The following is a 24557-nucleotide window of genomic DNA, read 5'->3' as shown; positions in this document are numbered from 1 at the left end:
AAAAATTTGTTATCCGTCAATGTTTTAAGCTAAAATGAAATTTAGTATTAAAAGATAGTAAAGCTTTTTTATCGATTATGATAGAATGGTAAATGGATGTTCGCTTGGAAATGAGGGATCGTAAATGGAAAAAAATTGGGAAAGTATATTAGCTCCTTACGAACAAGTTGTTACTGAACTTAAAGTTAAGTTACGTGGTATTCGTAAAGAATTCCGCGAAAAAAATGAGCACATCCCTATTGAATTTGTTACCGGACGTGTAAAACCTGTGGATAGTATTTTAGCTAAATCAAGGTTACGAAATATTCCTTTTGATCGATTAGAAAGTGAAATGTCTGATATTGCAGGTTTAAGAATTATGTGTCAATTTGTAGAAGATATTTATGAGGTAGTAAAAATTTTACGTAGTCGTAAAGATATGAAAGTTATTGTGGAAAGAGATTATGTGACTAACAGTAAGCAGAGTGGCTATCGTTCATATCACTTAGTGATCGAATATCCTATACAATTAGTAGAGGGTCCACGCAATCTTTTAGTTGAGATTCAGATACGTACGCTAGCGATGAATTTTTGGGCAACAATTGAACATTCTTTAAATTATAAATATCAAGGTGATTTTCCAGAAGAAATCAGTAATCGTTTGATACGTGCGGCTGAAGCAGCCTATCGGTTAGATGAAGAAATGTCAAGCATCCGTGAAGAAATTCAAGAAGCGCAACATCTTTTTTCTCATGGTAAAAGAGTAGAACATTCGGTAAGCACTAACGGGAAACCCAGAAAGGAGATGCATGATGACTGATGGAAAAGTAGCAATTATTCAAAATAAACAAGAAGCATCTTCTATTGCCAAAAAAAAGTTAGTCTCCCTTTTACAGGAGGCGAATTATACCATTGATCAAAACGACCCAAATATCGTTATTTCTATTGGAGGCGACGGTACATTCCTTTCTGCCTTTCATGAATTCGAACATAAACTTGATCAAATACGTTTTTTAGGGGTGCATACGGGGCATCTGGGATTTTACACGGACTGGCGAGATTTTGAATTGGAAGAGTTGGTATCTAATTTATCCAATAAACAAGAATCTTCGATCAGTTATCCTTTATTAGATTTACAGGTGAAATATCGCGATCAAAAAGCCCCAAAACGTTTTTTGGCATTAAATGAAGCAACGATGAAACGGGCGACTAGAACGATGGTGGCTGATGTATATATTAAAGATGAATTATTTGAACGTTTTCGCGGAGATGGACTTTCGGTCTCCACACCTACAGGTTCCACCGCCTATAATAAGAGTGTCGGAGGCGCTGTATTGCATCCTAGAATCAACGCCTTTCAGTTAGCAGAAATAGCTTCCTTAAATAATCGGGTATTTCGGACATTAGGTTCACCGATCATTATTTCAGATAGCGAGTGGTTGACCATTAGTTTAGAAGAAAGCTCAGATTATATGGTAACCATCGATCGGGCGACTATCCAGCATGATGATATTGAATGGATCTCATTTAAGATTGCAGATGAACGTATTCACTTTGCCTCTTATCGCCATATGCATTTTTGGCGACGTGTAAAAGATGCATTTATTGGAGAAGTATAAGAGAGTAAATGGCGCAAAAATAGTGTATTTTTAAATCACTACACACCGATCTGAGATACTCTTTTAATACCAATGCTTAAAAGAAAAGTATTGCTGAACCAGCTCAAGGGTATACGAGGAGGTGTAAATCCTATGGAATTTTGTTATGTCTATCAGAAAAAAGAGCCACAACAAGTCAAATTTTTTCTAAAAGAACAAGGAATCTCGAAAGGATTGCTGGCAAAGATCAAATTTCAAGGTGGCAAGATTTTTGTTAATGAACGAGTAGAGAATGTATTGTACCCATTAAAGACAGAAGATAAAATAAGAGTGATTGTCCCGGATGAAGGTAGTCATGAAAGCTTATTACCAGATGATACACCGATTGCTATTGTTTACGAAGATGAGCATCTACTCGTAGTAAATAAACCTGCGGGGATTCCTTCAATACCGGCACAGTATCATCCTAATGGAACCATGGCTAACCGTGTGAAAGCTTATTATCAAAAACAAGGATACAAAGATCAAGTGATCCATGTTGTGACCCGTTTGGACCGAGACACATCAGGTTTGATGTTGTTTGCTAGGCACGGCTTTGCCCATGCTTTGTTAGATAAGGAATTATATAAGAAAAAACTGCACAAAAAATATCAAGCAATTATTTCTGGTAATCTATCCACACTTGAATCACATGACTTAATCAAGCTGCCGATTTTGCGAGATCCAAGTTCGATTATTAAAAGGCAGACGGGCTTTAATGGTAAGTCAGCAGAAACTGAGTATTGGCTTAAGCAACACAACGAGGAATTTGCTATAGTTGATATTCAACTCCACACTGGAAGAACGCATCAGATTCGTGTTCATTTTTCTGCTATTGGTTTTCCGCTAGTAGGTGATGAGCTGTATAGTGGCGTAATGACTGACAGCATACAAAGACAGGCGCTACATTGCGCAAAATTGGAATTTATCCACCCTTTTACTAAAGAAAAGCTTTATTTTAAACAGGAATTACCACATGATATGAAAGAGCTAGAGCAAATGATTGAAATGAGGTGACAAGATTGGATGAAACACAAGAATTGGAAGAACGTTTTGCTCAATTAAGAGAGGATTTAAAAGGAAATTATTTACAGGATTTCCGTGAAAACTTCCTAGAGATGCATATTTATGAACAAAGCCAGTTCTACCAAACCTTAGAAAAAAAGCAACGTCAGCTTGTATATGCCTATCTGTCACCTAAAGAACTAGCCGATATGTTTGATGCCTTGGAAGAAGATAACGAAAATATAAAAGACTACCTGGGAGAAATGCGCGCAAATTACGCAAGTGAGATGTTAGCGCAAATGTATACAGACAATGCGGTAGATTTGTTGAATACCTTGGATAAAAAACAGATGGGTAAGTATTTAAGTTTGATGGATGAAGAAGATGCTTCAGAGATCAAAGAGCTTCTACACTACGAAGATGAAACTGCTGGTGCGATCATGACCACAGAATTTGTCTCAATCGTAGCTAATCAAACGGTACGTTCAGCAATGTATGTATTAAAAAAAGTCGCAAAAGCTGCAGAAACAATTTATTATACCTATGTCGTAGACCAAGATAATCAATTGGTAGGGGTTATCTCGTTAAGAGATCTACTGGTAAGTGATGATGACGAAATGGTGGCTGATATTTTAAATGATCGGGTCATTTCGGTTCATGTGGGCGACGATCAGGAAGACGTTGCCCAAACATTTCGTGATTATGATTTTCTTGCTTTGCCCGTTACTGATTATGAAGATCACCTTTTGGGAATTGTTACCGTTGATGACATCATCGATGTTATCGATGATGAAGCAGCTAGTGATTATTCCGGCTTAGCTGGGGTCAATGTGGAAGAAGTTCATGAAAATCCTGTAAAGGCAGCTAGCAAACGCTTGCCTTGGTTGATTACCTTGCTTTTTTTAGGTATGGCAACTGCGAGTTTGATCAATCACTATGAAGCATTGGTTAGTGAAGCTAGTATTTTAGCTGCTTTTATTACACTGATTACAGGGACAGCAGGTAATGCTGGTACACAATCTCTTGCTGTGGCGGTAAGGAGATTAGCGTTTAATGATAACAAAGCAAAAAGCTATTTACAGACGATATTTGGCGAGGTTTTGACAGGGGTTGTAACAGGTTTTATCACTGGATTAACGATTTTAGTTATTGTTTGGATTTGGAAAGGCAATCCGATACTAGGCTTTGTTATTGGCATGGCAATGATGTGTGCGATAACGGTAGCTAATTTGGCGGGAAGTTTGATTCCTATGTTTATGGATAAATTAGGTTTTGACCCGGCGGTCGCAAGTGGCCCTTTCATTACTACTTTGAGTGATTTAACGAGTGTTTTAATCTACTTTAATATCGCAAGTCTATTTATGAGTTATTTCATTGGATAAGGCTAAAAACTTATAATAAAAACAGCAAAAAGACTTCAAGACCTTTTTGCTGTTTTATTATGTTTCTAAAAAGAAACAATTTTTGTTCCGTGTGCTTCATTTACACCTATTTGGCGAACAATTTCTTCGATATTTTCTGATGTGATCCCTCCGCCGGGTAAGATTGTTATACGATTGTTGGCATAATTATTTAAATCTATCAGATGATTGATATTTTCAGTGATTGCCGTATCGCTTGGCCCTCCATGTGTTAGGATACGAGTGACGCCACGCTCGCTTAGCCAATCAATGGCTTCATATTGACGATCTTTTGCTATCTGATCAAATGCCATATGGAAGGTGATTTGTAAGCCTGTAGCAGCTTCTATTAACCGATCTAAGGCTTCTTCATCCAGCCAATTATTTGGGGTTAGACATCCTAAAACAATACCGTCTACACCTAATTTTTTAGCTTCGATCAAGTCAGTTTCCATGATTCGTAGTTCAATGTCATTATAGATAAAATCACCAGCACGTGGACGAATCATCGTGACAAGAGAGACATCTTTTTCACTAGCGTAAGCAAAACTTTCTTCAATAACCCCTGTACTTGGCGTAGTACCGCCAACACTAAGATTATCACAAAGTTCGATTCGTTTAGCGCCATTTGCGATAGCTGCTGGAATATTTGTATAATTTTCTGCGCAAAATTCCTTTATTAACATATAATTCTCCCTTTTATTTTATTATCTATCTAGTATTCTATCATGAAATTATGCTAAAGTATGGGGATAAGGAGAAGATCATGAAGAAAAAAATAGAAAAAAGTCAAGAATTTATTCATAAATATAAAAATTTATTTCGCTGCCCCCTTTGTCAGCAAAAACTGCAAGAAAAGGAAAAAAGCCTGCGTTGTAGCAATGGTCATCAGTTTGATCTTTCCAAAAAGGGTACCTTATATTTTTTAAATCATCAGATAAAAACAGAATACCAAAAGAAAATGTTTGAACATCGACGAGTGATGATCAAAAGTGGGATGTATCAACCGTTGTTGGAGTTTTTGGCTAGCTATTGTGAAAATGAACAGCTTTTAGATGTCGGTTGCGGAGAAGGCAGTTTTTTACAAGAAATTGCTCAAACTACTGCTATTCAACCAAGTATTGGCTTTGACATCGCTAAAGAAGCTGTTTATTTAGCAACTGAGGATACTCATGATATCTTTTGGTGCGTAGCTGATTTGACGAATATGCCCTTTAATAACCAATCTTTTTCCACCATTTTAAACATCTTTACACCATCAAATTATAGTGAGTTTGCTCGTGTACTGCAAAAAGGAGGACAAATCATTAAAGTGGTGCCGCAAAGTGGCTATCTACAAGAGTTAAGAAAAGCCTTTTATCCCGATGACGATAGGAAACAATCTTATTCAAATGAACAAGTAATTGAAAAATTTAAGCAATCTTTTTCTTTAGATGCCTATAAAAGATTTACTTACCGCTTTGCTTTATCTGAAGAAAACCAGGATTCCCTATTAGAGATGTCTCCTTTAGAATGGGGCGTTTCGGACAAACAAAAAGAAAAGTTAAGGCAAAACCCATTAAAAAATATCACAGTCGATTTGGACGTGTTAATTGGGAAAAATTAGTGAAAAATATTTGAATTTTTTTACTTGAATTTATTGCATTTGCAAAACTAGTTTGTTATATTAGGAACAAGTTGCTTTTCATTGGTTTTTATCAGCATCCTGTTCTGATAAAAGTTAGTGAAAAGAGCTTCACTAACGTAACGACTCGCAGTGCTTGACACCGAGTTGCTACGTTTTTTTGGCTCTTTGTCAAATAGTGTTGTTTAAGCAAAACCTTTATAAAAAGAAGGACTTCGGTTCTTCTTTTTTTGTTATTTTATAAGATCTCAAGAAGCCCTTGTTGAATAAGCACTCGCTTACGTAGATGATTAAAAGAACGAAAGCCAAAGGCAATCCGTTGAATTACTTTAATCAAGTTGTTTTTCCCTTCAAGTTTGCCGTTGGAATACGGTTGAGTAAAAGATAAGGTAATTTCTTTACGGTACTTTTGGAGGTGACGTAAGGATTTTTTAAAGGGTTCTTCTAATAAAGGCGACAGTTGATCAATGATAGCGAAAAATGGTTGCGCTTTGCCGTTTTCAAAAGCGTCAAGCAGATCTTGATAAACATCATAAGAAGCCTTAAGCACGGGATCAATGGTTAATAAGTAATCTACAACTTCCGATTCCGTCACATATTTTTGGCGAAAAAGAGGGAACTGTTTCAAATGGTCGTACCCCAAGTTTTTATGCTTTTTTTGGAGCTGTTTCCAGTATTTTTTTAATTTGCGATAATCCTTCATTTGTTGGGCGCTCTTTTTGTCCAGCTGGTTCATCGACCGAATCCGCTGCTGGTTAAAAGCTCGAGAAATCTGTTGGATAATGTGGAAATGATCCACAAGAATCTTGGCCTTCGGAAATACTTGAGGGATCATTTTTCCATAAGCCGAATTCATATCCATAACCACATGTTGGACTCTTTTCCGCGCTTGTTGAGTAAATCGTTGAAAGTAAGCAATCAGTTTGAAATTGCGGCGATCGTCCAAGATATCGATAATTTTTCCTGTCTGAGCGTCACTGAAGATAAAACACATGGCTCCTTCACAGTCCTTCGTGCCTTTGAATTCATCGATTAACAAATGTTTCGGTAAATGGTTGGGATTGAATTTAAGTCCTTGATAGAAGGTATCCAATACGCGTTCCACGGTTTTAAATGAGACCCCATAGCGTAAAGCAATATCTTTCATCGATAGTTTTTTCTTCAAGTCTATCGCAATGGCAAACTTCAAGGCTTGCGAAATATAACAGTCTTTGGCGATATAATAGGTCCTGGCACTAAAAGTATGATGACAGGATTTACAATAAAATCGTTGCTTAAATAAGCGTAAAACGCTGGGCACTTCCTGATAAGGAATTAATTGAATATCCGAAGCCTTTGGCGAATGTTTAATAAGAAGATTCTCTTCATTTATGAGGCCACAACATTCGCAAGCTTTCGGGGTGTAGGTAAGGACACCGTAAAAGACATTCGTCATTCGATGATGAATGGGTTCTTTTTGAACTGCTTGAGCGGAAAAAAAGATGTGAGGGTCCTTAATATTGAGTAAGTTTTTAAGGCCTACATCTAGATTTTGATCTTTAATTTTGATATCTTTGTATTGAAGCATTTGTTTTCTCCTTTTATTTTGGTGTCCAACTTAATTATAAAGGAAACAAATGCTTTTTTGTTATATAAAAAATTAGTGTTATTACTAATTTTTTTAGTAACAACACTAAATATTATAGACCCGTTTTTTTTTGCCTTTGTTTAAAATGAGTTATTTCAGCTGTCAAACACGAAAAAGTGCGTTATTATAATAGTATTAAATATTTAATGTAAAACAAGAAAAGAGGAACTTTTAGTGAATCATATCGCGTTATTTGAACCATTGATCCCAAATAATACAGGAAATATTGCAAGAACTTGTGCGGCGACGAATTCTCCGCTACATTTAATTGAACCCTTAGGATTTTCGACAGATGACAAACATTTGAAACGAGCAGGATTGGACTATTGGGATAGTGTAGATATTACTTATCACAAAAATCTTGATAATTTTTTAGCTATGGTAGGAGATAATCCTTTGCACTTGATTTCAAAGTTCTCACATAAAATTTATAGTGACGAGAATTTTAATGATGGTCTCGATCATTATTTTCTTTTTGGCAAAGAAACTACGGGTTTGCCTGAGGAATTTATGCGTGAAAATGAAGACAAATGTTTACGTCTTCCGATGGATGATACCCATGTACGATCGTTAAACTTATCTAATACCGTCGTTGCTGTGGCTTATGAAGCTTTGCGACAACAAGGCTTTCCTAATTTGGAGTTAACTCACCACTACGATCATGATAAATTAGACTAAAGAGGGAAGGGGAAATAAAGTGAGGCTATATTTTACTAGACATGGTAAAACAGAGTGGAACGAACAAGGTCGTTTTCAAGGGATGAACGGAGACTCACCTTTACTTCCTACAAGTTTTACGCAGATTCGTGCACTTGGCAACCACTTAAAAGATATTCCCTTTGTCGCTGTTTACTCGAGCCCTTCGCAGCGTGCAAGACAAACAGCTGAGGGGATTGTACAGCAGTGGCAAAATTCAGTACCTATCTATTATGACTCAAACTTAAGAGAGATGGGCTATGGTAAATTAGAAGGCAAAAGTATTGCTGAAATGCATGCGCATTATGGAGAGACACTAAACAATATGCGCCACCATTTGGACCTTTATGACCCTACGGTGTTTAATGGAGAAACTGTAGCTGTTATGCTAAAACGTATGACAAAGACGATTACAGAAGCTGCAAGTCAGTATAATGATCCTATACTTTTTGTAGGTCATGGTGCCTCAATGACTGCAGCAGTACAATTTTTGGCAGGAAAAGACACCGCCGATTTGCGTAATATGGGCGGACTCAAAAATAATAGTTTGTCTATTTTAAAAACAAAAGATAAAAAAATTCCTTATAAATTAACTTTATGGAATGATGTTAGCTTTCTTCCATAAAGTGCTCAATCTACATGAAAGGAGCGGCTTGTTCATTGTCAGAAGATAATTATATCATTGGTAAAATTGCGGCGATTTTTTTTAGAAATCCTAATAATTTTTATAAAGTGCTTCTGGTTAAGATTACTGAAACAGACATGGACTATGGTGAAAAAGAGATCGTAGTTACGGGAAGTTTTGGTAATGTTCAAGAAGAAGAATTTTATCGCTTTTTTGGGGAACGCGTGGTTCATCCAAAGTATGGTGAACAATTTAAAGCCAATTCTTACCAAAAGGATCAGCCGACTTCTGAAACAGGTTTGATCAATTATCTTTCTAGCGATAAATTTCCTGGTATTGGGAAAAAGACTGCTGAAAAGATTGTCGACCTTTTTGGAGAGAATGCTATTGATAAGATTTTAGAAGAACCTTCCTTACTAGAACAAATTACAGGTTTGACTAAAAAAAAGCGGGAAATGTTATTAGATACGATCCGTCTAAATTATGGTATGGATAAAGTTATTGTCGGGTTAAATCGCTATGGTTTTGGTAGCCAATTAGCATTTACTATTTATCAAACATACAAAAATGAAACATTAGAGGTTATTGAAGAAAACCCTTATCAATTGGTTGAAGATATTGAAGGGATTGGTTTTAAAAAGGCTGACAATATCGCTGAGCAGTTGGGTATTGATGCGACATCAGATAAAAGGATTCGTGCAGCTATCTTACATCAAATCTTACAACAATCAATGGAAACAGGAAATACTTATATTGAAGCTAAAAAACTACTAGAGCAAGTCTTACATATATTAGAAAGTAGTCGTCCCGTTGAAATTGATCCAGAAAAAGTTGCCAATGGTGTAATCGAGTTAGTAGAAGAAGGCAAGATCCAACAGGAAGAAACGACCCTTTATGAAATTAGTTTGTATTTTGCAGAATGGGGCATTGCTTCATCTATTCAACGACTCATGCAGCGGAAACAGGAAATCAATTATTCAGAAAATAAAGTGAATAAAAACTTGCGAAAATTAGAAAAACGTTTAGGTATCGTTTATGGAGATTCGCAAGAAGTAGCAATAAAAGAAGCTATTAAATCCCCTTTATTTATCTTGACAGGCGGACCAGGAACAGGAAAAACCACCGTTATCAGTGGTATCGTACAGTTATTTGCTGAATTAAATGAAATTGATTTGGATCCTAGCCAGTATTCAGAAGAGACCTTTCCTATTTTACTAGCAGCACCGACAGGACGTGCCGCTAAACGGATGAATGAAACTACCGGACTACCTAGCAGTACGATCCATCGTTTATTAGGTTTAAATGGGCGAGAAAATAATGCAAAAAATGCGGAGCCTAAAGAACTTGAAGGTGGACTTTTAATTGTTGATGAAATGTCTATGGTAGATACTTGGCTAGCAAATACCTTGTTTAAATCTATTCCTGATAACATGCAGGTGATTTTTGTTGGAGACAAGGACCAACTACCTTCTGTAGGCCCTGGGCAGATTTTACATGATTTATTAAATGTCGCCGAGATCCCACAAAAAGAACTGACTGAGATCTATCGGCAGGGAGATGGTTCTAGTATTATCCCTTTAGCTCACGAAATAAAAAATGGTCAACTTCCTAATGATTTTATACAAAATCAAAAAGATCGGTCTTATTTTTCTTGCCAGGTACAACAAATAGAACCACTGATTTCTAAGGTGGTTTTAAAAGCGAAGGAGAAAGGATTTACTCCACAGGATATCCAAGTTTTAGCTCCTATGTATAAAGGACCTGCTGGCATTAATGCATTAAATAAAAAGATGCAAGAAATTTTTAACTCCAATAAAGAGGGGACAAAAAAGGAAGTTACATTTAACGATACAGTCTATCGTATTGGTGATAAAGTGCTGCAGTTGGTTAATTCACCAGAAGATAATGTATTTAACGGCGATATGGGCGAAATTACAGGTATCATCTACGCAAAAGATTCGGAGGATAAAGTGGATGAACTAGTTATTGCTTTTGATGCAAATGAGGTAGTTTATAAGCGCAACGAGTGGAACAAGATTACGCTTTCTTATTGTTGTTCTATTCATAAAGCACAAGGCAGTGAATTTAAAATGGTTATTTTGCCTATGGTCAATCAGTATTATCGTATGTTACAACGGAATTTACTTTATACAGCTGTCACTAGAAGCAAAGAGATGTTGATTTTACTGGGGGAAACCTCTGCTTATAGTCGTTGTGTTGAACAAGTATCAACGCTACGTTTGACTACTTTAAAAGAAAGAATCAGTGGCATCGATTCGATTTCACAAGCAATGAGGTTAAAAATTTTAAGCTATGAAAATGAGCAAGAAGAAGCACCCTTTGAAATTGGCGCAAGTAAAAGAAAGAACAAAATTAAAGAAAAAGATTCAACAACAAAAGTAGTTACTTCCGATTTATTTGAACAGTCAACTAAAGAGACTTCCGAAGTGTTGTCTGGAGAGTTAACAGAAAAAATGATTAATGAAAAAGCGGTTGATCCTATGATTGGTATGGGCAATCTCAAGCCATATGATTTTCAAACAAGTGGAAAATAAAAATGCAGAGGCACAAGCTTAAGCTTATACCTCTGTATTTTTTATTATACTTGTTTAGAAAAATGTAAATTTTTATCAATAAAATACATGACTGGAGCTGAGATACTCATAATGATCAACTCACTTAAAGCTGTTGTTAGATAAGTAAACCAAAAAGGAAGTTCTGCAGTTAATGTTAACATTAAGGCAATTAAGAACATGCTAAAAGTAAAGAATAAAGTATTCAAAACTAAACGAGCCTTGATATTTGGCACTTTCTTTTCTAATACAGCAGTTAATAGCAGCGCCAATAGTGTTTGGGCACCTCCGAAGATAACATCTAGTGGGCCTTCACCAAATAATAAGTTAAAAACTACCACACCGGCAAATACACCCCATAATAATTTCCTGTTAAAAACGACCAGATGGTTCAAGCTTTCTGATAACCTAAACTGGATTGCTCCAGAAGATAAGGGAGAAATGAAACTTAATGCTACGTAGAGTGCAGTAATAATTGCATTGGCGGTAATGACTTTTATTCTGTTGTTTGTCATGTAAATCCTTCTTTCTCCAAGTTTTGATTACGCAGGATGGTTGATGAACTGCAAAATTTTTAGATCATTAAAAAAGTTCTGGCTAGGACGTAAAAAACAAAAACCACAATTTTCAACTGGCTTTTGAATAAGAACGTGCTTCTTTTGGTTGTTTTTTTATTGTCACGACATTGGGTCTTTTTTTCTTATGAACCTTTTTCTTTCTTTTTATTACATATACTAGAAATAATAAACTATAGCCGATTAATAAAGTGGCTTGCATTCCTACAAAAGCTTTTTTAATGATTGAAGGTAACTCCAGCCCCAAAAAATTTTGTAAGGTGAACTGGATAGCTGTCAATAGCGCAGAAAAACCAATTAAATGGTAATACTTCATATCAATTCTCCTCTTAAAAAGAAAGTATAACAAAATTTAAAAAAAATAGTAACTATTTTTTAACAAAATCTTACTTTTTGTATAGAAAACGCTTGCATTTATTTTGGAAATATGGTATAAAATAAGTGTAAGGAGACATAAGAATTCCCAGTAAGGCAGCCGAAAAAGGAGCTGCGAGAAAAGAATTGTTGTGAATCTTAAATGAACGAAAAAGGATGTGGGAATTTGAGTTACTCCTTACTAATTGAATAGGAATCCGATGAGTGTATGAGCATATGATTGAAGTGGACATACGAACCTTCAAGATTATGTTAGAACAATTACTTTAAGAACGTTGAAAGACTTTCTCAAAAATCATTCTCATCGGATTCTATTTTTTTGCCTTTTTTTGGCTATGAGCGTGTTATAATAGACAGAAAACACTTTGGAGCAGGTTCATGAAATTTCATTATTATCTTTTAATCAATCCAGCAGCTGGGGGCGGCAAGGGTCAAAGAGTAGGAAAACAGATTATTTCGTTAATGGAAGAAAAACAACTGCAATTTACCGTCATACAAACAAAATATCCCTCACATGAAGCCGAGATCGCTAGCGAATTAACGGCTTCTGTTTTATTTAGCTGGAATGCTAAAGAAGATAGCGTGTCTTTTCCTCTACTGATCGTTATTGGTGGAGATGGTACACTTCATCAAGTCATCAATTACCTAACAAGTCAAATTCCTATCGCTTATATTCCAGCAGGTTCGGGGAATGATTTTGCTAGAAGTTTAGGCTTTTTACAATCGCCTGCAAAAATTTTGGAAGATATACTACAAACAAGTAAGCCACGCAAACTTTCTGTACTCAGCTGCTATGAAAAAAATAGCGATATTCATAGTCTTTGCGTGAATAATATCGGTGTCGGTTTGGATGCGGCTATAGTACATGCTACAAACCATTCAGCTGCAAAGCAACAGCTGAATATATATAAATTGAACGCTTTGTCTTACGTAAAAACAGCCTTAGGTGTACTTTTCAGACAAAAAGGATTCCCAATTTCAATTGAATGTAATCATCAAACCTATTACTTTGAACATGCTTTTTTATGTACTGCGACGAATCATCCTTATTTTGGCGGAGGGGTCAAAATAGCACCAATGGCTAATGTATATGAATCAGGAGTTGAACTAGTAGTCGTTGAGAGACTTCCAATGTTAAAAATTTTTTATTTAATTATACTATTAGGACTTCAAAGGCATGTAAATTCAAAATACTTCCATCGCTTTAAGGCTAACAGAATCCACTTAAAAACTTTTAGCAAGCAATTTTTGCAAAAAGATGGAGAGGATTCGAGTAAAGCTTCTTATGATTTTATTTTGTCCTCTCAACAACAACTATTTTGGTTCTAGCTTTTAATATTTTATCAAAAATGTCAGCTCAATGACCCGATTCGGGAAATTTTGCTGACATTTTTTTAAGCATGGTTTGCTAAGTTTTCAATTTCGACAACTTTAAAGTCTTTACTTTCTAAATGACTGATTACTTCGTCTAATGTTTGCTGATTGGTATTAGAAGCTAAAGTGATCATTGTTCGACGAATAAACTCGTCTTTATCGATATCAAGCGTTATGCAACTTGCGATATTACTATACTTTGAGATGATTTTTGTCATATTTGCTAGATCACCTTGTTTACCAGTAGAAGCAATAGTTAAAACATAGCTTCCTTTTTCAACGTTCCATGATTGCGAAAGCATATTTAATAAAGAACTGTGGGTCAAAATACCATAAAAATAGTTATCTTCATCAAGAACAGCGATATAAGGAAGTTCCTTAATGGTAAAGAAAACTTGAAAGAAGGAAGAACTTGTATGAATAAATTTTGTTGCATTTTTTAACAAATGTGTTACAGGTAAGGTCATATCGCCACCGTTTGCTTTGTGACGATAAATATGCATCTTATAAATATTTCCTCGGAAAATTTTATTACTTTCATCTAATATGGGAACACAACGAAAGCCTGAATCTTCTAGGATTTGTAACGCTTCTTCTAAAGTATTGCTTTCTGTTACTGTGGTTAGATCTTGTTTTTTATATACCATCGTTTTTAATAGCATATAATCGCCTCCCTACTTTTTTCTTTATAGGATACTATGATACCATAAATTAATGAATATTTTTGTATCTTTTTTTGACACTAGTGATAATTCGTGGTAATGTGTCTATGCCAAAAAGCAGTTGTAAACCTAGGAGGTAGTGTGAAAAATGAGCAAAAAGAAGACAGCACTTGCTTGTTCAATATGCGGCTCACGTAATTACACAAAATCTACCAGTGAAGGAACAGATGGACAACGTTTAGAAACGAATAAATTTTGTAAGTATTGTAATAAACATACATTGCATAAAGAAACGAAATAATTAATAAATTACCCATTTTAAGGAGGATACAGATGAAATTTTTACGTAGTGTAAAAGACGAAATGAAAAAAGTAACATGGCCAAATGGAAAACAGTTGCGCAAAGATACAGTTGTAGTGATTGAGACATCTCTAATTTTTACTGTGATGTTCTACATTATGGACACAGGCATTCAAAGTCTATTTACTTGGATACTACAATAGTAGTTGTATTTTTTAAATGAAGATACTAGCGAAACTTTTGGAAGAATGCTATAATACACACGAGGAAAACTTCGAGGAGAACTTGGGGTTTTTTTATTTTATAAGAATAAAAGGAGCCGAAAAAATGGAATCTTTTGAAAAAAGATGGTATGTGCTTCACACGTATTCTGGTTATGAAAATAGAGTAAAGATGAACTTAGAATCACGGGCACAAAGTATGCAAATGGATGACTACATATTTCGTGTAGTTGTACCAGAAGAAAAGGATACAGAAGTCAAAAACGGTAAAGAAAAAGAAGTTGTTCATAAAACATTTCCGGGCTATGTGCTTGTTGAAATGGTCATGACTGATGAGTCCTGGTATATTGTTCGTAATACTCCTGGAGTGACTGGATTTGTTGGTTCTCATGGTGCAGGAAGCAAGCCGTCTCCTTTATTACCAGAAGAAATCAATTCTATTTTACATTCACTTGGTATGAGTACAAGAACAGTAGAGCTGAAAGTTCAAAACGGTGAAACTGTAAAAATTATTGAAGGTGCCTTTTCTGGCTTAGAAGGACAAGTTGCTGAAATTGATGAAGAAAAGCAAAAATTAAAAGTAAACATTGATATGTTTGGGCGCGAAACCAGCACTGAACTTGACTTTGATCAAGTAGATAAAATTGACTAAAGATAGAAAAAACTACAGTATCATGACGATGCTGTTGTTTTATTTCCATAAACGCTGTTCAATTAACTCGTTAACTTTCTTATTTTCATGAAGCATACTATGGCTTGATCTATCGCCTTGAATGATAGAATAATCTACCTTGAAACCATTATTTTTTAATAAGGGGTAAGTTGATAAAGCACTAGTTAAAGGGACTGTACCATCGCTATAGTTTTCTTTACTTAATTGACCTGCAATTAATAGCACCGATACATCATCTGGTATTTGGGGTGTTAATTCTGTAAAATCTTGGTATCTTCCAGATAGTTCTTCTGGACCATCTTTTAATAGATCTTCGATTGATTGGTAATTGCTAGTATCAACAAAATCGTTAAAGGGAGCGCCGATCGCAATAAAGTTTTCGACTTCTGGCAATGTATCTTCTTGTCCATAGCTTCCCATATATCTGTAGGCACTAACACCACCCATTGAATGACCTACTAAGTTGACTTTATCTATTTGGTAGTCTTCTTTTAAAAAGCTTAATGTGCTTTTAACCCATTCAGTTTGATTCCATTCATCATTAACATTGTCTTCAAAAATAACTTGTATTAAAGGGTTTGTTTTTTCCCCGCTTAGTTCACCTTGAGTGTCGATAGAACCATCTGCATGCACCGTTATAAGCATTTCACGCTGAGCGATATTTTCTTCTTGCATGTCATTGATCATCGACTTAAACGAGTTGGTCGTTCCTTGATAGCCGTGAATAAATAGCGTGGGTGTTGCTGATTTTTTTAAAGCTGGTTGCAAGCGCTGTGATGCCTTGGTTTCGTTGCTTGCTTCAGTGGTATGATTTGTTTCATCTGATTGGGATGTATGCTGCGCTTGAGCGCCACTTGAACTTTGACATCCACCTACAAACAAGGCCAATATTAAACTGATGGAAAACAAAAATTTCTTCATTCTTGTACTCCTTAAAATTCTTTTGGTTCATTATAAGCTTATGCTGAAAAAATGCAAAGTAATTCAATCGAAAGTTTGAAAAAAATAAAGAAAGGTCTTGCAATAAAGCATATTTTTGATATACTATCTTGAGTGTGCGATGTGTATTTGTCGCATATGATAAGCGTGGGAGGAGAAATTTTTATCTCTAATTAACCACATCACGGACTTAAGGAGGTATGTCTCGTGGCAAAAAAAGTTGAAAATATCGTCAAATTGCAAATTCCTGCAGGTAAAGCAACACCAGCTCCACCAGTAGGACCGGCATTAGGTCAAGCAGGAATTAATATTATGGGTTTTACTAAGGAATTTAACGCTCGTACAGCAGATCAAGCTGGTATGATTATTCCAGTTGTAATTACTGTATATGAAGATCGTTCATTTACCTTTGTAACTAAAACGCCACCAGCAGCTGTATTATTAAAAGACGCAGCAAATGTTGATAAAGGTTCAGGCGAACCAAACAAAAACAAGGTGGCTAAAGTTACTAGTGACCAAGTAAGAGAAATCGCTGAAACGAAAATGGAAGACCTAAACGCAGCTGACGTTGATTCTGCTGTACGCATGGTTGAAGGAACTGCTCGAAGCATGGGGATCACTGTAGAATAGTTAGATCTCTGAACGTAGCTTCTCGGTTGAGTCTATGTTGAAAAACGTAGAACACGTGGGAGGTTCTACCGTTATAACCACATCAAGGAGGAATCGCATATAATGGCTAAAAAAAGTAGAAAAATGCAAGAAGCGCTAGAAAAAGTTGATACAACAAAAGCGTATGCTGTTGAAGACGCTGTTGCATTAGCAAAAGATACAAGTATTGCAAAATTTGATGCAACTTTGGAAGTTGCGTATCATTTAAACGTTGACCCTAAAAAAGCTGATCAACAAATCCGTGGAGCAATTGTTTTGCCAAACGGTACTGGTAAGGATCAAAAAGTTTTAGTATTTGCTAAAGGTGATAAAGCAAAAGAAGCTGAAGATGCTGGTGCTGATTATGTGGGTGAAAGTGACTTAGCTGATAAAATTCAAGGCGGCTGGTTTGACTTTGACGTTGTAGTAGCAACACCAGATATGATGGCACAAGTTGGAAAATTAGGACGTGTTTTAGGTCCTAAAGGTTTGATGCCTAACCCTAAAACAGGCACTGTTACAATGGATGTAACAAAGGCTGTTGAAGAAGTTAAAGCAGGTCGGGTTACTTACCGTGTGGACCGTAATGGGAATATTCACGCACCAATTGGTAAAGTATCTTTTGATGATGGCAAGTTAGTGGAAAACTTTAAAGCTATCCACGATGTACTAGAAAAAGCTAAGCCATCAGCAGCTAAGGGTATTTACATGCAAAATGTTACTGTAACAACCACATTTGGTCCTGGTATTCATGTAGATCCAGCATCATTATAATAATAAAATAAAATATTGACGCAAACACCTTTTCTATGTTAAGGTGTTTGACGTTAATAGTTAAGTTTACCGAAGACAGTAGGTGACATCTCGTCGTAAACCCTACCGAGGACTTTTATTGGTGTATATCAATAGACCCTCTATGTCTGCGGTGGCATAGAGTTTTTTTATTGAAAAAACTCTTCCATCAAAATCAGGAGGTGAAAGAAAAAATGAGTGAAGCAGCTATTGCAAAAAAAGCAGAAATTGTGACCAACGTTGCCCAACAATTAAGTGCAGCAGAATCTGTTGTTTTTGTTGACTATCGTGGTTTAACAGTAGACGAAGATACACGTTTACGTAAACAGTTGCGTGATGAAAATGTTGAAATGCATGTCATTAAAAACTCTATTCTTAGTCGTGCAGCAAAAGAAGCTGGTTTAGACGGTTTAGAAGATGTTTTTGTAGGTCCGACAGCTGTTGCTTTTAGTAATGAAGACGTCATTGCTCCAGCGAAAATTATTGATGAATTTTCACAAGAAGCAAAATCATTAGAAATTAAAGGCGGCGTTATTGAAAATAGAGTGGCTACATTAGATGAAGTTCAAGCGCTGGCAAAACTACCAGATCGCGACGGACTACTATCAATGTTGTTATCTGTATTGCAAGCTCCTGTACGTAATGTGGCTTACGGACTGAATGCAATTATTGAAAAGAACGAAGAAGATGCCGCTTAATGGCAAGCTAAAAAATACTTATCATAATGGAGGAAAATAAAAATGGCATTAAATATTGAAAACATTGTCGAAGAAATAAAAGGTGCGACAATTTTAGAATTAAACGATTTAGTTAAAGCTATTGAAGAAGAATTCGGTGTATCTGCTGCAGCACCAGTTGCAGCTGCTTCTGCAGGAGAAAGCGAAGAAGCTGAAGAACAAACTGAATTCACAGTAGAACTTACTGATGTTGGTGACCAAAAAGTGAAAGTTATCAAAGCTATCCGCGAAGCAACTGGCTTGGGCTTGAAAGAAGCAAAAGCTGTCGCTGATGGTGCTCCTTCACCAGTTAAAGAAAATGTAGCTAAAGAAGAAGCTGACAGTTTGAAAGCTGCTTTAGAAGACGCAGGTGCTTCAGTAGAATTGAAGTAGTCAGTGAACATGATAAAAAAGCTAAGAAATCTTTTGATTTCTTAGCTTTTTTATTTTAAGCAATTAGTGTAAATCTATATTTTTTCAATTGTTTGAAATGAAATATTGTTGGCTTTAAATCAATCACTCAATATAATTTCTTCAATAATAAAAACCAGCAAAAATAAAAAACGTAATTCTTTTCTTTTGATATATGTAAGGTGTAGGATAAATTATGAAAGAAGATAATGAACATTGGAGGGATGGTTGATGAAAATCGCAGTTGTAGCAGCAAATGGTAAAGCAGGAAAATTAATTACAAATGAAGCTGTCAAACGTGATTATGATGTGACCGCGATTGTACGTCACAAAAATCAAACAGAAGCTTCACAAGTTTTACAAAAAGATCTTTATGATTTAACAGCTCAAGATTTAAAAAATTTTGATATAGTGGTTGATGCTTTCGGCGTTTGGGATCCTGCAGATATGGGTTTACATGAAAGCTCGTTGATGCACTTAGCAGATTGCCTGAGTGCTACGAATACCCAATTATTTGTTGTGGGGGGGGGCTGGTAGTTTGTATGTAGATGCTGAACATAAAAAGCAATTGAAAGATACCCCTGGTTTTCCCAAAGAAGCACAGCCAGTCGCAGTTGGAATGGGTAAGGCTTTAAAACGGTTAAAAGATCGTAGTGATGTGCAATGGATTTATGTTAGTCCGGCGGCAAGTTTTGAACCTGATGGAGCAAAGACAGACGATTACACGATCGCTAGTAACGAGTATGTGGAAAACGATGAAGGCGAAAGTAAGATTAGCTACAGTGACTACGCTAGCGGTTTTGTCGATGCGATGGAGTCAGGAAAATATAACCAAGTGCAAATTTCTATTTATCAAAATTAATTTTAAGTGATGTACGATTTAACCATTGATCATAAAAAAAATATGATAGAATTCGAGTTATTTTAGCCTCGTTTTCTATCATATTTTTTAATTTTAGTTTGTAGTAATAGTAATAAAAGAATCTCTGTTATTTTTGTTGTTGAGTATACAATTTATTATCATACATTTTAAAAAATGGATAATAAATAAGAATAGAAACGGCCAAGTTAATAAAGGCAATTAGCACACCACGAAAATCGCCGCCGGTCCCTAAAAATGCGCCCGCTCCAACAGGAGAAATCCAAGGGATACCGGAAATGATTTTGTTGACTAAGCCAACTGAAGCAGAAAAATATGAAATCGTTACATTAACGATAGGCGTTACTATAAACGGGATCATCAAATAAGGGTTATAAACAATGGGCGCACCGAAAATAACGGGTTCATTGATATTAAACAGCCCTGGTAAAATCGCTGCTTTTCCTAATATTTTTAACTGATCTGATTTGGCATTAAAGACCATCAGCAAAACCAGACCTAATGTGCTGCCAGCGCCACCTAGAAAAATATACATATTGACAAAATCGCCAGCAAAAATATTATTAGCGCCATTAATATTTTCGGTTAGAGCGACCAGCAGAATAGGATTAATAAAACTGTTTTTGATAATAGCCGTACCATGAACTCCTACCACCCATAGTAAGTGAATTAGTAACATAATGATAACAATGCCTAGCCAAGAACCTGTCAATCCTTTTACGAACTCAAAAGGCTGCGTTAAAACCGCATGTAAATCGGTATGGAAAAAAGCTAAAATACCATTAATGATCACCATAGTAAATGCGATGAAAATTGCTGGTATTAAAGAAGCGAATGCTTTACTAACACCATCAGGTACGCCTTCAGGCATACGAATGGTAATGTTTTTTATTATACACAAGCGATATATCTGTACCGCTAAAATGGCTGTTAAAATTCCGATAAAAATACCCACACCGCTAAAACGTGTAACCCAACTATCAAGCGCTACGCCGTTATAGATAATTGACTCTTCAGCATTATTTTGCAGCAATTGAGCTTGTCCGTTTTGAATATCCACTTGAACAATTGTTAATAAAAATGCGAATAGTCCTAAAATTGCACCGACAAAACTACTCATTTGTTTTGCAGTATCTTGTCGATAACTTTCTGTTAAATAAAAAGCCGTAGCCAAAGTATAAAATATCGCAATCGAGTCAATCGACATGGTTGTAACCACGCTGTAAAGTGGAGACAATTTCAGCACCGTTTGTTCAAAAAAGGGGGCTAGGGGTGGTATGATTTGTGGTAAATTGTTGATAATTAAAAAGATCGAACCAACAATGGTAAAAGGAACAGTTACTACACCTGCTTGCATGATGGCTTGTATGACACGTAAGTTAGCTAATTTATTAAGCGGTGGCATCAGTTTGTTTTCTAAAAATGTGAACACTACATTCATTAATTTCACCGGCTTTCTGCTGGGATTTTATTTGTTTGGATTAATTTTTGATACCAATAAAAGCTGTCCTTTTTATAACGTCTAAGCTGTTTTAATTCTTTTTCTGTTCTGTCAACATAAATAAAACCATAACGCTTGCTGATCCCTTCATGGACACTAATCAAATCGATCGCTGACCAAGGACTATAACCAAATAAATCAACGCCTGCTTCGATAGCTTCTAATGCTTGTTCAAGATGTTGTTTCAAGTAATCAATGCGGTAAGGGTCATGAATTTTTTTATCTTCAGTTAAATCATCTTTGGCTCCCAGACCGTTTTCAGTGATAATGATTGGTAAATGATAGCGATCATAAAGTGTTTGTAGGGTCGTCTTAAATCCATCTGGGTCAATCGTCCAATTAAATTGGTTTTTCTTAAGATAAGGGTTAGTGACGCCTTTGTAAAAACCCCAATCCATGATGTCCTCACTTTGTTGATCACTGATTCCTTCACTCATATTATTTTTATCCATTGGTTTTTCTACAGTCATTGTTGTATAAAAGTTCATAGCAATAAAATCTGGAAAGTTTTCTTTCATTACAGTTTCGTCCTCGGGTGAAAAAGTAATAGAAATATTTTTCTGTTTTAAATAATCCTTAAAAACTGTATTGTAACGACCAAAACAAGAAAAATCGAGATAAGCCCAATTTCGTACACTATTGAAATATAAGGCAGCCTGATTATCCAGTGGTTTACTTGTCGCTGGATAAACCAATGAGATATTAGGTACAGGTCCTATTTGCCCATTTTCTACCAGTTCATGGCAAAACTTAAAAGCGTATTTTTCTGCCATCATCAAATGATGGAATTGCTGGTATTTTTCTTTGATAGGAATTTGTTTTCCTAAAATTTTTTGATCAACCAGTAGCATGATATTTGGTTCGTTGATTGTTAACCAGTATTTGACCTTGTTGCCATAGGCTTTAAAAACGGTTTGTGCATATTCTTTAAAGGCGTCAACAGTCTTACGATTGGACCAACCGCCTATATCTTCTAAGACTTGCGGCAAGTCAAAATGGTTAAGTGTGATCATAGGTTTTATATTATGTGTTAAACATTCGTCAATAACATTTTGATAATGATCGATACCTGCTTGGTTGACCTCTTTACGACCTTGAGGAAAAATACGAGCCCAGGAAATTGAAAAACGAAAAACTTTGACACCCAGTTCTGCTAATAACTGAATATCTTTTTTATAGTGGTGATAATGGTCACTTGCTACTGTGAAATCGGCAATTTCATGATTATCGCGTATTCTAGTATCTTGGACAGTCAATCCTTTACCATCGCTTTTATAAGCACCTTCTGTCTGGTGTGCGCTGATGGATGCACCCCATAGAAAATTATCCGGGAATTTATGTGACATAAAAAAGTCTCCTTTTTCAATTTAAAAAATCTATTAATAAGTATACTAATTTCTGTGAAAAATTTCTATGATTGGGCTTTAAGAATACCCGTTTGTCCTTTATACAAATCCTAAGTTAAAGATTTAAAAAAGTTCGAATAGGATTTGTTCAAATTGTGGTTTTTTTAAGCAAAATTGCGTATAATAGTAAGTAGCGAATTTTGAAAAGAGGTGGAGAATTTGGTTTATCAAGCACTTTATCGCGTATGGCGTTCACAACGATTTGATGATGTGATTGGTCAAGAAGCCATTACTCAAACCTTAAAAAACGCGATTACGCAAAGTCAAATTTCCCATGCTTATTTATTTACAGGACCACGAGGCACGGGAAAAACTAGTGCTGCAAAAATTCTTGCTAAAGCCGTCAATTGTCCTAATAGTGTCGATGGTGAACCTTGTAATGAATGTGAAATTTGTCGTTCAATTACAGACGGTACTCAAGAAGATGTGATTGAAATCGATGCTGCTAGTAATAACGGCGTTGAAGAAATTCGTTTGATTCGTGAACGGGCAAATTATGCTCCTACTCAGGCTCAGTATAAAGTCTATATTATTGATGAAGTTCATATGTTATCTACAGGAGCTTTCAATGCTTTGTTAAAAACCTTGGAAGAACCTAAAAAAAATGTGATTTTCATCTTAGCCACAACAGAACCTCATAAAATTCCAGCAACCATTATTTCTAGAACTCAGCGTTTTGATTTTAAACGAATTGATACAAAAGATATTGTAGATCATTTAGCATATATTTTAGAAAAAAATGAACTTAGTTTTGAAGATGAAGCATTAAATGTTATTGCACAAGCAGCTGAAGGCGGTATGCGTGATGCTTTAAGTATTTTAGATCAAGCTATTTCCTTTAGTGATGATACCATTACATTACAAGATGCTTTAGAAGTAACAGGTAGTCTGACTTATGATATGATGGACCGTTTTATTTTAGCTTGTAAACAAGAAAATACAGTGGAGTGTTTAAGTTTGTTAGATGAAATGTTGGCTTCAGGTAAGGAAGCAAGGCGGTTATTAGAAAACTTACTGCTTTATTGTCGTGACTTATTGGTTTATCAAAAAGCACCTAAGCTATTAGCTGAAAAAGCCCAGCATTTTACCGCAACATTTAAGCAATCTGCAGAAGAAATTGCTGCCCAACAAATTTATTCGTGGATTCATATTTTAAATCAGGCACAAAATGAAATACGTTTTACCACAAGTCCTAGAATATATTTAGAAGTTGCTACTGTAAAATTGTCTGAAGGAATTTCTACTGAAAATAGTTCTTCGGTGGACGCCGCTGCGCAGCCTGCTGATACGCAAGAGCTAGTAGGGCTAAAAGAGCAAGTAACGGCATTGCAACAAGAAGTTAATCAGTTAAAAAATCGTTTGGAACAACCACAAAAAGTCCAAACGAAGACACAACAGCACAAAGAAAAAAAGCCGGCGTCTACTGGTTATCGTGTGCCTAAAAAACGAGTATTTAAGGTTTTAAAAGAGGCTAGAAAAAAAGACTTAGTGAATGTCAAAGAAATTTGGGAGGATCTCTTAGCAAGTTTGAGTGTAACCCAAAAAGCGATGTTAAGAGCAAGCCAACCCAAAGCCGCTAGTCCTAATGGATTGGTCATTGCTTTTGATTATGAAATTATTTGTAAAAAAGCAGCAAACGATCAGGAATTTGTATTAGCTGTACAAAATAATATTAGCCGTATGATTTCAGACTATGTACCGGATTTAGTCTACATTACTGATGAAAGTTGGCCTACTTTACGACAAGAATTTCTTTCTGGTCATAAAGAGGAAGCAGATGAAGATGAATTGACTGAACAAGAAGAAGCCAAAAGCACTACAACTGACGAACAAAAGGAAAACTTGGCGGTTTCCAAAGCGCAAGATTTGTTTGGTGAATTAGCAACGATTAAAGAAGATTAGAAAGTGAGTGAAGAT

At 35.8% G+C, this 24557-nt stretch carries 25 protein-coding genes, 1 pseudogene and 1 other annotated feature; of the genes and pseudogenes, 18 read left to right on the top strand and 8 right to left on the bottom strand.

Going from position 1 to position 24557, the window contains the following annotated elements:
• Positions 1–124: 124 nt before the first annotated feature.
• From yjbM to mgtE, 4 genes are all read left to right on the top strand, one after another.
• Entirely contained in the window at positions 125–799 is a 675-nt protein-coding gene (yjbM, locus tag AC806_RS08805; protein ID WP_014124074.1) for a GTP diphosphokinase, read from the top strand.
• A complete protein-coding gene (locus AC806_RS08800) occupies positions 792–1598 on the top strand; it encodes an NAD kinase (RefSeq protein WP_061840320.1) in 807 nt (268 codons plus the stop codon). Before yjbM ends, AC806_RS08800 begins: the two co-directional genes overlap by 8 nt.
• A gap of 132 nt (positions 1599–1730) precedes the next feature.
• Positions 1731–2633 carry an RluA family pseudouridine synthase gene (locus AC806_RS08795; RefSeq protein ID WP_069029152.1) on the top strand — a complete coding sequence of 301 codons (903 nt, stop codon included), beginning with the start codon at positions 1731–1733 and terminating at the stop codon, positions 2631–2633.
• 5 nt (positions 2634–2638) lie between these two features.
• On the top strand, positions 2639–4003 hold the full coding sequence (gene mgtE, locus AC806_RS08790; protein WP_041591768.1) for a magnesium transporter: 1365 nt from the start codon (positions 2639–2641) through the stop codon (positions 4001–4003).
• Between the two features lie 65 nt (positions 4004–4068).
• Here the strand turns inward: mgtE and AC806_RS08785 are convergent, their stop codons facing one another.
• Positions 4069–4707, bottom strand: coding sequence for a copper homeostasis protein CutC (locus tag AC806_RS08785; RefSeq protein ID WP_061840322.1), 639 nt, complete (start codon positions 4705–4707; stop codon positions 4069–4071).
• 80 nt (positions 4708–4787) lie between these two features.
• On the opposite strand from AC806_RS08785, the gene AC806_RS08780 reads away from it, so the two are divergent.
• Positions 4788–5627, top strand: a complete 840-nt coding sequence (locus AC806_RS08780; protein ID WP_014124079.1) for a putative RNA methyltransferase — start codon at positions 4788–4790, stop codon at positions 5625–5627.
• Between the two features lie 256 nt (positions 5628–5883).
• Here the strand turns inward: AC806_RS08780 and AC806_RS08775 are convergent, their stop codons facing one another.
• Entirely contained in the window at positions 5884–7212 is a 1329-nt protein-coding gene (locus AC806_RS08775) for an ISL3 family transposase (RefSeq protein WP_012345024.1), read from the bottom strand.
• Positions 7213–7446: 234 nt separating this feature from the next.
• Here AC806_RS08775 and AC806_RS08770 point away from each other — a divergent pair, with 234 nt between their 5' ends.
• From AC806_RS08770 to recD2, 3 genes are read left to right on the top strand one after another with little or no spacing between them, the layout of a single operon-like run.
• Positions 7447–7950: a tRNA (cytidine(34)-2'-O)-methyltransferase gene (locus tag AC806_RS08770; RefSeq protein WP_061841409.1), complete on the top strand. Its 504-nt coding sequence runs from the start codon at positions 7447–7449 to the stop codon at positions 7948–7950.
• Between the two features lie 19 nt (positions 7951–7969).
• Complete coding sequence (locus AC806_RS08765; protein ID WP_061841410.1) at positions 7970–8593, top strand: histidine phosphatase family protein; 624 nt, start codon at positions 7970–7972, stop codon at positions 8591–8593.
• 14 nt (positions 8594–8607) lie between these two features.
• A complete protein-coding gene (gene recD2, locus AC806_RS08760) occupies positions 8608–11148 on the top strand; it encodes an SF1B family DNA helicase RecD2 (RefSeq protein ID WP_069029151.1) in 2541 nt (846 codons plus the stop codon).
• Between the two features lie 44 nt (positions 11149–11192).
• Here the strand turns inward: recD2 and AC806_RS08755 are convergent, their stop codons facing one another.
• Positions 11193–11681 carry a QueT transporter family protein gene (locus tag AC806_RS08755; RefSeq protein WP_061841412.1) on the bottom strand — a complete coding sequence of 163 codons (489 nt, stop codon included), beginning with the start codon at positions 11679–11681 and terminating at the stop codon, positions 11193–11195.
• Positions 11682–11793: 112 nt separating this feature from the next.
• Complete coding sequence (locus tag AC806_RS08750; RefSeq protein ID WP_061841413.1) at positions 11794–12057, bottom strand: hypothetical protein; 264 nt, start codon at positions 12055–12057, stop codon at positions 11794–11796.
• A gap of 437 nt (positions 12058–12494) precedes the next feature.
• Between AC806_RS08750 and AC806_RS08745 the strand changes: the two genes are divergently transcribed.
• Complete coding sequence (locus AC806_RS08745) at positions 12495–13445, top strand: diacylglycerol/lipid kinase family protein (RefSeq protein WP_061841414.1); 951 nt, start codon at positions 12495–12497, stop codon at positions 13443–13445.
• Positions 13446–13510: 65 nt separating this feature from the next.
• Here AC806_RS08745 and cbpA read toward each other — a convergent pair whose 3' ends face one another.
• Positions 13511–14152 carry a cyclic di-AMP binding protein CbpA gene (gene cbpA, locus AC806_RS08740; protein ID WP_061841415.1) on the bottom strand — a complete coding sequence of 214 codons (642 nt, stop codon included), beginning with the start codon at positions 14150–14152 and terminating at the stop codon, positions 13511–13513.
• Between the two features lie 148 nt (positions 14153–14300).
• Here cbpA and rpmG point away from each other — a divergent pair, with 148 nt between their 5' ends.
• The 3 genes from rpmG (at position 14301) to nusG (ending at position 15326) form a co-directional block, all read left to right on the top strand.
• Positions 14301–14453 (top strand): 50S ribosomal protein L33, encoded by a 153-nt coding sequence (rpmG, locus tag AC806_RS08735; protein WP_061841416.1) that lies wholly within the window; start codon positions 14301–14303, stop codon positions 14451–14453.
• Positions 14454–14485: 32 nt separating this feature from the next.
• Positions 14486–14656 (top strand): preprotein translocase subunit SecE, encoded by a 171-nt coding sequence (gene secE, locus AC806_RS08730; RefSeq protein ID WP_014124088.1) that lies wholly within the window; start codon positions 14486–14488, stop codon positions 14654–14656.
• A 124-nt stretch (positions 14657–14780) separates the two neighbouring features.
• Positions 14781–15326 carry a transcription termination/antitermination protein NusG gene (gene nusG, locus AC806_RS08725; protein WP_014124089.1) on the top strand — a complete coding sequence of 182 codons (546 nt, stop codon included), beginning with the start codon at positions 14781–14783 and terminating at the stop codon, positions 15324–15326.
• A 39-nt stretch (positions 15327–15365) separates the two neighbouring features.
• Here the strand turns inward: nusG and AC806_RS08720 are convergent, their stop codons facing one another.
• Positions 15366–16268, bottom strand: coding sequence for an alpha/beta hydrolase (locus AC806_RS08720; protein ID WP_069029150.1), 903 nt, complete (start codon positions 16266–16268; stop codon positions 15366–15368).
• A gap of 225 nt (positions 16269–16493) precedes the next feature.
• Here AC806_RS08720 and rplK point away from each other — a divergent pair, with 225 nt between their 5' ends.
• From rplK to AC806_RS12320, 5 genes and pseudogenes are all read left to right on the top strand, one after another.
• Positions 16494–16916 carry a 50S ribosomal protein L11 gene (rplK, locus tag AC806_RS08715; protein ID WP_014124091.1) on the top strand — a complete coding sequence of 141 codons (423 nt, stop codon included), beginning with the start codon at positions 16494–16496 and terminating at the stop codon, positions 16914–16916.
• A 102-nt stretch (positions 16917–17018) separates the two neighbouring features.
• Complete coding sequence (gene rplA / locus AC806_RS08710) at positions 17019–17708, top strand: 50S ribosomal protein L1 (RefSeq protein ID WP_061840418.1); 690 nt, start codon at positions 17019–17021, stop codon at positions 17706–17708.
• A 51-nt stretch (positions 17709–17759) separates the two neighbouring features.
• Positions 17760–17886, top strand: a sequence feature (ribosomal protein L10 leader region).
• A 34-nt stretch (positions 17887–17920) separates the two neighbouring features.
• Positions 17921–18424 (top strand): 50S ribosomal protein L10, encoded by a 504-nt coding sequence (gene rplJ / locus AC806_RS08705; RefSeq protein WP_061840417.1) that lies wholly within the window; start codon positions 17921–17923, stop codon positions 18422–18424.
• 42 nt (positions 18425–18466) lie between these two features.
• Positions 18467–18835 carry a 50S ribosomal protein L7/L12 gene (rplL, locus tag AC806_RS08700; protein WP_061840416.1) on the top strand — a complete coding sequence of 123 codons (369 nt, stop codon included), beginning with the start codon at positions 18467–18469 and terminating at the stop codon, positions 18833–18835.
• A 249-nt stretch (positions 18836–19084) separates the two neighbouring features.
• A pseudogene (locus AC806_RS12320) lies at positions 19085–19715 on the top strand (NAD(P)-dependent oxidoreductase).
• A 127-nt stretch (positions 19716–19842) separates the two neighbouring features.
• Here AC806_RS12320 and AC806_RS08690 read toward each other — a convergent pair.
• The gene (locus tag AC806_RS08690; RefSeq protein WP_061840421.1) at positions 19843–21174 is read right to left on the bottom strand and encodes a PTS transporter subunit EIIC; all 1332 of its coding nucleotides are present in this window, start codon (positions 21172–21174) and stop codon (positions 19843–19845) included.
• A 5-nt stretch (positions 21175–21179) separates the two neighbouring features.
• A complete protein-coding gene (locus tag AC806_RS08685) occupies positions 21180–22580 on the bottom strand; it encodes a glycoside hydrolase family 1 protein (RefSeq protein ID WP_061840414.1) in 1401 nt (466 codons plus the stop codon).
• Between the two features lie 219 nt (positions 22581–22799).
• On the opposite strand from AC806_RS08685, the gene dnaX reads away from it, so the two are divergent.
• Complete coding sequence (gene dnaX / locus AC806_RS08680; RefSeq protein ID WP_069029149.1) at positions 22800–24542, top strand: DNA polymerase III subunit gamma/tau; 1743 nt, start codon at positions 22800–22802, stop codon at positions 24540–24542.
• Positions 24543–24557: the final 15 nt, after the last annotated feature.

The organism is Tetragenococcus halophilus (genome assembly GCF_001712815.1).
GTDB lineage: Bacteria > Bacillota > Bacilli > Lactobacillales > Enterococcaceae > Tetragenococcus > Tetragenococcus halophilus.
The sequence above is the reverse complement of the archived record's forward strand: the minus strand, read 5'-3'. Positions and strand labels throughout refer to the sequence as shown.